Origin of the sequence: Pasteurella bettyae CCUG 2042 (assembly GCF_000262245.1) — a bacterium.
In the GTDB taxonomy this organism is placed as follows: Bacteria; Pseudomonadota; Gammaproteobacteria; order Enterobacterales; family Pasteurellaceae; genus Basfia; species Basfia bettyae.
In genome coordinates this window covers 1-10266 of the sequence record NZ_AJSX01000012.1, presented here as the reverse complement: position 1 = coordinate 10266, position 10266 = coordinate 1, and the positions used below count along the sequence as shown (strand labels likewise).

Below are 10266 nucleotides of genomic sequence, written 5' to 3'. Positions count from 1 at the left end.
GTATTATGCGGTTATTAGTGTTTCACATGGACCAAGAGCCCAGTGACGTCCTAGACACTTATTGGATAGCCTAAAAACTGCCCGTTTCACGGGCAGGTTGTTATTTACTTAAATCAATTTGATAAATTGCGAAACCAATATCATCTTTGCCAATGAAATGCATTGGATATTGTGCATTTTGTTTAATAAATGCAGTAGCTTTATCCGTTGGTGAGGTTTCGAAACGAATATCTAATTTCACTTTGCTATGGATTGGAGCTATACGCCAATTTTTATCTGCAGTTGGGCTAACTTCGCCTTTTGCTTTGCTTTCAGAGGCAATGTAATTAGCTAAAATTTGACGATTTTCGTCTGGAGCAGCAAATACAATATGGCTATCTCCTGTGCCTGGGAATTTTTCTCCATAAGCACGATAGTTATTGGTGGCAATTAAGAATTCTGTTTTCGGATCAACAGGTTTTCCTTGATAAGTTAATTCAATGACTCGATGTGAATTTTGATTAATTAAATTACATTCGCCGTCATAGCGTGCTGGTTGAGTAAGATCAAATTGATAATTTACCCCATCAATAACATCATAGTTATAAGTACGGTATCCTTCCCAATCTAATAAACTTTGAGGTTTTTCTGAAGTTGGATCAATTTGTTTAAACATACCCGCACTACATTCTAACCATTCTTTTAATTCTTCTCCTGTTGCTTTTACAATAACTAAAGTATTTGGATAGAGATATAAATCAGCCGCATTACGGAAAGTAAGTTCACCTTTATCTACTTCAGTAAAACCTGTTGGATCATTTTTACGACCACCTACTTTAAATGGAGCTCCTGCACTTAGAATTGGTAAACCAGCTAACTCAGGTAAGTTTTTTACAATATTTTCAGCATAGGCTTTTTGTGCTTGATTAACAATTTGAATAGTTGGGTCATCTTGTACTAAAGCCAAATAACTATACATATTGTCATTCGCTTTACCAATTGGTTGAGCGACAAATTTACGAGTTTCATTATGAGCTTCCTGTAAAAGTGCGGTTATTTCTGGATGATTTTCTACGGTAGCTTTTTTGGTTTCTGCATCATAAATTGGGCGTAATGCTGCTGTTCCATCAACCACCACCCATTTGCCATCTTTTTCAGCAAGCTTTAAGTCAATTACGCTAATGTTATTTGCCCAGTAACCTGCCATGCTTTCAGGTATATTTTTAACAGTTCCTTTTTCAATATTCGCATTAGGTGATTGTGCAAATTCTTTATTTGGAAATAAACGATGGGAATGACCAAAGATGACTGCATCAATGCCTTTAACATCAGCTAAATGGAATGCTGCATTTTCCATTCCTTCATGATAGGCTTCATCGGAAGGCCCAGTATGAGCAAGTGCAATAACAATATCAGCCCCTTCCGCTTTTACAATTGGCACATATTTTTGTGCGGTTTTGACAATATCTCGTGCTTCTACTTTACCCGTTAAATTCGCCTTATCCCATACCATTACTTGTGGTGGAACAAAACCAATATAAGCAATTTTTACTTTTTGCGTTTTACCCATTTGATCAAGAATTGCCTTTTCTTGAATTACGTAAGGTTTGAACATGGGGTCATCCGTTCCAATTTTCACGATATTGGCATTAATAATAGGATATTGAGCTTGTTTAATAATAGTATTAAGAAAATCTAATCCGTAATTAAATTCATGATTGCCTAAGGTGCCGATATCATAATGCATTGCGTTATAAGCAATAATCGCTGGATGTGTTTTTCCTTGTTTATAGCCTACAGCAGCTTGATAGTCTGCAATAGGATTGCCTTGAATTAGGTCACCATTATCCACTAAAATTGAATTTTTAACTTCTTTACGGGCTTGTTCAATTAAACTGGCAGCTCGTGTAAAGCCGAATTTTTCTGTGGGTTTATCTTTATAGTAATCAAAATCGGTTAAAAAACTATGTACATCAGTAGTGGCAATCACACGTAATTGTGCTTGGTTATCATTTGCTGCCCAACTATATTTATGGGTTCCAAGAATGAGCATTGCACTTGTCCCTAATTGTATAAATTTACGTCTATCCATTTGACACTCCATTGTTAGTTAAATAGTGAATTGAATAAAAAAGCTAAAGGTGATACCTTCAGACTTTTAAGATTGTAAAACATCTGAGAAAATTTTTGTTTGAAGAAGGTCACTAATTTCTAAAAATATAAGGAATTTTTATGAAAAAGATCAAAATCTTATTTATTTGTTTAGGGAATATTTGTCGATCTCCAATGGCTGAATATTTAATGAGAGATAAAATTGCAAAAGCAGGATTAGCGCAGGTTATTGAAACAGATAGTGCAGGCATATCTGGTGAAAATGATGGTGATGATATGCATTGTGGTACCGCAGATATTCTTGATGCTTTGCACATTAAGAGTAATGATTTTGTGAGCCGTAAAGTGCGGTCTGAAGATTGGGAATTTTTTGATTATCTGATTGCAATGGATAAAGAGAATTTATGCGATCTTGAACAGCTGTTTGGACACCATCCTGAAAAATTGTTTAGTATTGCCAGTTTGTGTCCCGATTTGAAATATGATTATATTCCTGACCCTTGGTACACTAGACGTTTCAATGAAACCTACCAGTTGCTTGATAAATGTTGTGATGCATTATTAGTAAAATTACGAACTGAGCATCAGCTCTAAATTTTTAAAAAATATACCGCACTTTGAAGATAAAGTGCGGTTCGTTTGATAAAAATTTTTGATAAATTACACTAATACTAACTCGACATTGAGCTCTTTCACTTTTTCTTGTACATGAGGTGCTAAACCTTTATCACAAATGATTCGTTCAAAAGTGGTGAGTGGGAAAAGGAAGAAAGTTGCCACTTTACTATATTTGGATGAATCAGAGACTAAGATTTTATGGCGACTAGATTGCACAATAGCTCGTTTTACTGGGATTTTATTTTCATCAGGTGTTGTAAGCCCAGATAGATTCCATGAGGAAGTAGAAATAAAGGCAATATCAATAGAAAGCTGACGTATGGCTTGAGCTGCGAGTTCACCTACAGAAGAACGATTTTGTTTATTAATTGTGCCACCAATATGTATTAATTGGCATTTACCATTCATCATAAGATAGTTAGCAATGGCAAAATCATTAGTAATTACCAGTAAATCATCACGTTCTGTTATCAGCTTGGCTATTTCTAAAGTAGTCGTGCCTGCATCAAGGAAAATGCTACTATTTTGTGGAATAAAATGTAATGCTTTTAGCCCAATACTGGCTTTTTGTGGTTGCGATAATAAGGATTTATCATCATGAGTTGGTTCAACCGAAAGTCGCTCGAGTAATTGTACCCCACCCGAAACAGAAATTACTTTTCCTTCTTCTTCGAGTTTTTGAATATCCCGACGTACAGTCATATGTGAAACATTTAAGGTTTCAACTAAAGTATTGATGCTAACAATTTCTTGTTTATTAATTAGGGCAAGCAACATGCGTTGTCTTTCAGCAGGGATCATAAAGTTACCTTCCATAACATTTAAATTGTTTAAAAGTATATCGCATTTTTATCTAAGATACCGCATTTTTAGAATAATTAACAAAAGTTATCATTAATGTTAATTATTGTGATATGGATCTCATTTTTTTTCCTAAGAAATTGGCAGAATACAACTATCTAATCAGTTAATAATATTAATTTGGAGAATATATTATGAGTAATTATGCGGTAGCAGTTATTGGTCTTGGTTCAATGGGGATGGGCGCTGCAGTATCATGTGTAAATGCAGGTTTAACTACCTACGGTATTGATTTAAATCCTGTCGCATTAGAAAAATTAAAAGCCGCAGGTGCGAAAGAAGTGGCAACAAATGGTGCATCATTTGCACAAGATTTAGATGCAGTGGTGGTATTAGTCGTTAATGCTGCACAAGCCAATGCAGCATTATTTAGCGAAACGGGTATTGCAAAAAAATTAAAACCAGGTACAGCAGTGATGGTTTCTTCAACAATGGCAGCTGCTGATGCACAAGCGATTTCACAAAAGTTAACAGATTTAGGCTTGCTCATGTTAGATGCGCCAGTTTCAGGTGGCGCAGCAAAAGCAATGAAAGGTGAAATGACGGTAATGGCTTCAGGTTCTAAAGAAGCGTTCGATAAATTACAACCTGTGTTAGATGCAACAGCAAGCAAAGTATATAACATTGGTGAAGCTATCGGCTTAGGGGCAACAGTGAAAATCGTTCACCAATTATTAGCAGGCGTTCATATTGCCGCTGGTGCAGAAGCAATGGCACTTGCTTCCAAAGCCGGTATTCCATTAGATGTCATGTATGATGTGGTAACTAACGCAGCGGGTAATTCTTGGATGTTTGAAAATCGTATGAAGCATGTTGTTGAGGGAGATTATACTCCATTATCAATGGTTGATATTTTTGTAAAAGACTTAGGCTTAGTCAATGATACAGCTAAATCTCTTCACTTTCCACTTCATTTAGCAAGTACCGCTTATTCCATGTTTACTGAAGCAAGTAACGCGGGTTTCGGTAAAGAAGATGACAGTGCGGTAATTAAAATCTTTAGTGGCGTGGAATTACCAAAAAAAGGAGATCATTAATATGCTTGGGGTGATTGCAGACGATTTCACAGGTGCCAGTGATATTGCCAGCTTCTTAGTGGAAAATGGCTTAAGTTGTGTACAAATGAATGGTATTCCAAAATTACCATTATCAGATCAAGTCGATGCGGTGGTTATCAGCTTGAAATCTCGTTCAAATCCAGTAAATGAAGCGATTGAACAATCATTGCGTGCATTCAATTGGCTGAAAGAAAATGGTTGTACTCAGTATTATTTTAAATATTGTTCAACTTTCGATAGTACAGAAAAAGGTAATATTGGTCCTGTAACAGATGCTTTATTAGAGGCGTTAGATGATGATTTCACGGTTATTACGCCGGCATTACCAGTCAATGGTCGGACTATTTTTAATGGCTATTTATTTGTTGGCGATATTCTATTAAATGAATCTGGTATGCGAAACCATCCAATTACGCCGATGAAAGATGCTAACTTAATGCGTTTAATGGATGCTCAAGCTAAAGGTAAAACTGGCTTAGTGGCTTATCCAGATGTCATTCAAGGTGCTGCTCGTGTGAAACAACGTTTTGCAGAATTAAAAGCTCAAGGCTATCGTTATGCTGTTGTGGATGCTGCAGACAACTCTCAATTAGCCGTATTAGCAGAAGCCATTGCTGACTTTAAACTTGTTACTGGTGGTTCGGGCTTAGGTGCTTATATGGCAGCACGTTTAAGTGGTGGTAAAAAAGGTACGAATGCTTTTGTTCCAAACAAAGCAAAAACTGTAGTGTTATCAGGATCTTGTTCAGTGATGACCAATAAACAGGTGAATACATATAAAGCGAAAGCAAGTCATATCTATCTCGATGTGCAGCAAGCATTAAATAATGCAAATTACGCTGATGAGCTTTATACAGAAGTAGTAAAACACTTGAATGAACCTTTAGCACCAATTGTTTATGCAACCGTGCCACCAGAAAAACTACATGAAATCCAAGCAAAATTTGGTGGCGATAAAGCCAGCCATGCTATTGAGAACACCTTTGCTAAATTAGCACAACGCTTAAAAACTGAAGCGGGGGTAGTCAATTTCATTACTGCAGGTGGCGAAACCTCTAGTATTGTGGTTCAACAATTAGGTTTTACAGGCTTCCATATAGGCAAACAAATTGCACCAGGTGTGCCTTGGTTAAAAGCATTAGATGAAGATATTTCTGTTGCATTAAAATCAGGCAACTTTGGTAAAGAAGATTTCTTTGAATATGCACAAGGTATGTTGTTATGACAGATTTAGCGCAAAAAGAACTTATGGTACAACTGGGACGTTCTTTCTATGAGCGCGGTTATACTGTCGGTGGTGCAGGCAATTTGTCTGTGCGCCTTGATGAAAACCGTATATTAGTTACGCCAACAGGTTCTTCACTAGGGCGTTTAAAAGTAGAACGTTTGTCTGTAGTGGATATGGAAGGGAATCTACTTGAAGGTGATAAACCGTCAAAAGAATCCGTATTTCATTTGGCAATGTATCGTAAAAATCCAAAATGTAATGCTATTGTGCATTTACATAGTACTTATTTAACGGCTTTATCTTGTTTAGATAATTTAGATCCAAGTAATGCAATGAAAGCCTTTACACCTTATTACGTAATGCGAGTTGGGAAAATGCAAGTAATTCCTTACTATCGTCCAGGTTCACCAGAAATTGCCAGAGAACTCGGTGAACGAGCATTAACGGGTAAAGCATTTTTATTAGCTAATCATGGTGTTGTCGTTACGGGATCTGATTTATTAGATGCATCTGATAATACTGATGAGCTAGAGGAAACTGCAAAATTATTCTTCATTTTACAAGGTCAAAAAGTCCGCTATCTCACAGATGAAGAAGTGAAAGATTTAGAAAATAGAGGAAAATAAAATGCCTAAATTTGCTGCGAATTTAACAATGATGTTCAACGAAGTGCCATTTTTAGATCGTTTTGAAGCTGCGGCTAAAGCAGGCTTTAAATATGTAGAATTCTTATGGCCTTATGATTATAACGCTGAACAACTAAAAGAAATTTTAACGAATAATCATTTAAAAGTAGTGTTATTTAATACTGCCGCAGGTGATGTTCCTAAAGGTGAATGGGGGCTTTCTGCGATTCCTGGCCGTGAAGCTGATGCCCGTCGTGATATTGATAAAGCCCTAGAATATGCGATTGCATTAGGTTGCCCAACCGTTCATGTCATGGCTGCGGTAGTCCCTGAAGGTCAAGATCGAGAAGCTTATAAAAAAACCTTCATTGAAAATCTGCATTATGCATCAGAAAAATTTAAACCTTATGGTATCAATATTTGCTTGGAAGCATTAAGCCCAGAAGTTAAACCAAATTATTTCTTAAAAAGCCAATATGACACATTAGAAATCGTTGATTTAGTGAATCGTGACAATGTGTTTGTACAACTTGATTATTTCCATGCACAAAATGTGGACGGAAATCTTGCTCGTCTAACTGATAAATTAAAAGGTCGTTTTTCACATGTTCAAATCGCATCTGTACCAGATCGCCATGAGCCTGATGAAGGTGAAATTAATTATCAATATATCTTTGATAAATTAGATGCTATTGGTTATGACGGCTATGTAGGTTGCGAATATAAACCTCGAGCTGAAACGACTGCTGGTTTAGAGTGGTTTCAAAAATATCAAAACCGTTAGGGATTAACCTAACTTATTTAATTAAAGTGCGGTAGATTTCACAAAATTTTAGAAAATTTGACCGCACTTTTTTAATACTTCGTGAAGTGGAGTTTTTTTATGTCTAATGAAATGCTTATTTTGATCGGCGTTGTGAGTGTAATTGCATTACTTCTTATTATGATTAAAGGCAAAGTGCATCCATTTGTTGCATTGGGCTTAGTGAGTATTGCCGTAGCACTTGCTGCTGGGATTCCGATGGGAAAAGTGGTTCCAACCTTGATTAGTGGTATGGGCGGAACTTTAGGGAGTGTTGCTCTGATCGTTGGTCTTGGGGCGATGCTCGGTAAAATCATCGAAAAATCCAATGGTGCGGATGTTCTTGCCTCATGGTTACTGGAGAAATTCGGTGAAAAACGTGCGCCGTTTGCGTTAGCCATGACAGGGTTTATTTTTGGTATTCCTGTATTCGTAGATGTTGGCTTTATCGTTTTAATTCCAATTATCTTCAGTGTAGCTCGCCGTGTTGGTGGTAATATGTTGGTTTATGCATTACCCATTGGCTTATCGATGCTCACCGTACATGTATTAATGCCGCCTCATCCAGGTGTCGTTGCTGGTGCTCAAGTATTAAATGCAGATATTGGTTTAGTGTTAGGTTTAGGCTTTATCGCAGCATTACCTGCGGTATTAATTGGTCAAATTTTTATTCCGTTCTTTACAAAAAATAACTTTGTCCAAATCCCTGCATCAACAGATTTAATTGATTATCAAAAACAAGTAGCTAAAGACGCGAATGGATTACCATCATTTGCGACAGTGTTAAGCATGATTGTGTTACCTTTGATATTAATCATGTTAGGTACCGTGACTGCCACAACATTACCTAAAGAAAATGTCGTACGTGAATTTTTCAGTATGGTAGGTGCATCACCCTTTGCATTATTACTTGCGGTATGCCTCTCCTCTTATGTTTTAGGACTTCGTCGTGGTTGGGGTAAAGATCAACTTGAAGAAATCTTAAACTCAGCTTTAGCTCCTATTGCGGGTATTATTTTAATTACTGGTGCTGGTGGTATGTTTGGTAAAGTATTAGATGCTAGTGGTGTGGGTAAAGCACTTGCAGATGTTTTATCAAGTACTGGTTTACATGTTTTAACATTAGGATTTATTCTTGCCGCATTATTACGTGCCGCACAAGGTTCAGCTACAGTTGCCGTAATTACTACAGCAACGATTCTCGCTCCGGCAATTACAGCTGCTGGTTATACGGGCATTCAAGCAGCCTTAGTAACCGCAGCGATTGGTGCTGGTTCAATGACCTTATCTCATGTCAATGACTCATTATTCTGGGTATGGACAAAATTCTTTGGCATTACGATTAGCCAAGGATTACGAACCTGGACGATTTTAACGACCATTTATGGCGCTATCGCCTTTGCTGTGGTTAGCTTAATGTGGATTTTTGTATAAATTATTGAAGGCAGACTTAAGTCTGCCTTTTTCTTTTGAGGATATTGTTATGTTAAAAACATCTTTACTTGCTTTATCTCTATTTTCTTTATTATCAATGGCTCAGGCACAAGATGACATGCCTCAAGCTCCACTCAAAGTTAATGCCACTTTATTAGCTGAGGTAACTGCTCAAGGTCAGAAAGTCAATGCAGTGGCTTTGGAATATGAAGACAATGTTCTATCAGGTAGTGACTTAAGACAAATTTATCAAATTTCGACCGCACTTGATAATAAAGAAAAGGAATCTCGTTCCGTACTTAATGCTTATGTGAATGATGCTGCAGAAATTACTTCAACACCTAAAGCCGGGCGTTTCGTGATTATTGAATTAGATACTCAGGATAAAAATGCAGATTTGTATTCTGTTAAAACGGAAAATGATAAACCCATGCAGTTTCGGGCGAAAGACAAAGATGGAAAAGTGATAAATATAGAAAAAACACAAAATATTAAGGTTCCTGAATATTATCAAGATCGTTTGGTGTATCAAATTGCTCAAACAGGATATTTAAAATTAACTAATGGTAAAACCTTAGATAAATCCCAAGTAACACAACATGCAACAAAAGATCATGTTAAAACCTCCTTTATTGATGATTTCAAAGCTCAAAAAGTTTTTTTACATGACCATAATAATATTCTGAATTATCGTGTTTATATTCCTAAATTAAAACAATCTAAAAAATATCCATTGACTATTTTTCTTCATGGATCAGGACAAGTAGGAACAGATAATATGGCTCATATTGTGGCTAATAAAGGAGCCATTTCTACTTTGCAATATGAACCAGGTTTTGTATTAGCACCTCAATATGGATCAGTATTTGATCCTTTTGATGATGTTAATAAAGGCCATAAAGGTGGAATTCATTGGCAAACTGATAATCGCCAAGAATTAGTGCTAAAAATGATTGATGATACTTTAAAAGCTAATGCCCAAATTGATCGTCATCGTATTTATTTAGTGGGGCTTTCCCGTGGAGCAGAAGGTGCATTACAACTTTTATTAAAACGTCCACAATTTTTTGCAGGCGCAATTTTAGCAAGTGGCCGAGAGGCTTATACTATTGAGTGGATGAATGGTAATGCTAATAAAACTAATTTAGCTGCGATTAAAGATGTACCTATTTGGTTCTTCCATAGTAAAGAAGATAAAGTATCACCAGTTCAAGGCTCTCGAATTAACTACCAAATTCTGACTCAAGAATTACAGGCTTCACATATGAAATATACAGAATTCACAATGCAATCAGCAGGTGATAATGGAATTGTGAATGCTAGTGCACATAATACTTGGGATGCAGTATTTAATAGCCCAGAAGTTATGAAATGGTTACTTAATCAAAAATTGACAAAGTAATTTAATTACACATCTCATTGAAGTAGAGCGTTTAAAAATAGGAATTACAATTCAAGGAACCAATATACTAAATTCTAAAAATCATCTATAAATTTGAAACAATGAGGGAAATAAAAAGTGCGGTTAAATTTGCGAAAATTTAACCG

General features: G+C 36.3%; 9 protein-coding genes. 7 read left to right on the top strand and 2 right to left on the bottom strand.

What is annotated here, in order from left to right; genetic code table 11:
- Positions 1–100: 100 nt before the first annotated feature.
- Complete coding sequence (gene cpdB / locus HMPREF1052_RS03020) at positions 101–2071, bottom strand: 2',3'-cyclic-nucleotide 2'-phosphodiesterase (RefSeq protein ID WP_005759497.1); 1971 nt, start codon at positions 2069–2071, stop codon at positions 101–103.
- A gap of 140 nt (positions 2072–2211) precedes the next feature.
- Here cpdB and HMPREF1052_RS03015 point away from each other — a divergent pair, with 140 nt between their 5' ends.
- Positions 2212–2685 carry a low molecular weight protein-tyrosine-phosphatase gene (locus tag HMPREF1052_RS03015; protein ID WP_005759509.1) on the top strand — a complete coding sequence of 158 codons (474 nt, stop codon included), beginning with the start codon at positions 2212–2214 and terminating at the stop codon, positions 2683–2685.
- A gap of 66 nt (positions 2686–2751) precedes the next feature.
- On the opposite strand, the gene HMPREF1052_RS03010 is transcribed toward HMPREF1052_RS03015, so the two are convergent.
- Positions 2752–3510: a DeoR/GlpR family DNA-binding transcription regulator gene (locus tag HMPREF1052_RS03010; protein ID WP_005759506.1), complete on the bottom strand. Its 759-nt coding sequence runs from the start codon at positions 3508–3510 to the stop codon at positions 2752–2754.
- A 194-nt stretch (positions 3511–3704) separates the two neighbouring features.
- Between HMPREF1052_RS03010 and ltnD the strand changes: the two genes are divergently transcribed.
- From ltnD to HMPREF1052_RS02980, 6 genes are all read left to right on the top strand, one after another.
- Positions 3705–4607: an L-threonate dehydrogenase gene (gene ltnD, locus HMPREF1052_RS03005; RefSeq protein WP_005759498.1), complete on the top strand. Its 903-nt coding sequence runs from the start codon at positions 3705–3707 to the stop codon at positions 4605–4607.
- Position 4608: 1 nt separating this feature from the next.
- Positions 4609–5853, top strand: a complete 1245-nt coding sequence (gene otnK / locus HMPREF1052_RS03000) for a 3-oxo-tetronate kinase (protein ID WP_005759512.1) — start codon at positions 4609–4611, stop codon at positions 5851–5853.
- Complete coding sequence (otnC, locus tag HMPREF1052_RS02995; protein WP_005759503.1) at positions 5850–6482, top strand: 3-oxo-tetronate 4-phosphate decarboxylase; 633 nt, start codon at positions 5850–5852, stop codon at positions 6480–6482. The genes otnK and otnC overlap by 4 nt, the downstream gene beginning before the upstream one ends.
- 1 nt (position 6483) lies before the next feature.
- Complete coding sequence (otnI, locus tag HMPREF1052_RS02990; RefSeq protein ID WP_005759494.1) at positions 6484–7266, top strand: 2-oxo-tetronate isomerase; 783 nt, start codon at positions 6484–6486, stop codon at positions 7264–7266.
- Positions 7267–7365: 99 nt separating this feature from the next.
- Entirely contained in the window at positions 7366–8718 is a 1353-nt protein-coding gene (locus HMPREF1052_RS02985; RefSeq protein WP_005759511.1) for a GntT/GntP/DsdX family permease, read from the top strand.
- Positions 8719–8767: 49 nt separating this feature from the next.
- Positions 8768–10120: an alpha/beta hydrolase-fold protein gene (locus HMPREF1052_RS02980; RefSeq protein WP_005759501.1), complete on the top strand. Its 1353-nt coding sequence runs from the start codon at positions 8768–8770 to the stop codon at positions 10118–10120.
- The last annotated feature ends 146 nt before the right edge of the window (positions 10121–10266 follow it).

Coding starts and splice junctions, on each gene's coding strand:
- HMPREF1052_RS02985 (WP_005759511.1), top strand. CDS start 7,366: ATGTCTAATGAAATGCTTATTTTGATCGGCGTTGTGAGTGTAATTGCA.
- otnC (WP_005759503.1), top strand. CDS start 5,850: ATGACAGATTTAGCGCAAAAAGAACTTATGGTACAACTGGGACGTTCT.
- HMPREF1052_RS02980 (WP_005759501.1), top strand. CDS start 8,768: ATGTTAAAAACATCTTTACTTGCTTTATCTCTATTTTCTTTATTATCA.
- otnK (WP_005759512.1), top strand. CDS start 4,609: ATGCTTGGGGTGATTGCAGACGATTTCACAGGTGCCAGTGATATTGCC.
- otnI (WP_005759494.1), top strand. CDS start 6,484: ATGCCTAAATTTGCTGCGAATTTAACAATGATGTTCAACGAAGTGCCA.
- ltnD (WP_005759498.1), top strand. CDS start 3,705: ATGAGTAATTATGCGGTAGCAGTTATTGGTCTTGGTTCAATGGGGATG.
- cpdB (WP_005759497.1), bottom strand. CDS start 2,071: ATGGATAGACGTAAATTTATACAATTAGGGACAAGTGCAATGCTCATT.
- HMPREF1052_RS03010 (WP_005759506.1), bottom strand. CDS start 3,510: ATGATCCCTGCTGAAAGACAACGCATGTTGCTTGCCCTAATTAATAAA.
- HMPREF1052_RS03015 (WP_005759509.1), top strand. CDS start 2,212: ATGAAAAAGATCAAAATCTTATTTATTTGTTTAGGGAATATTTGTCGA.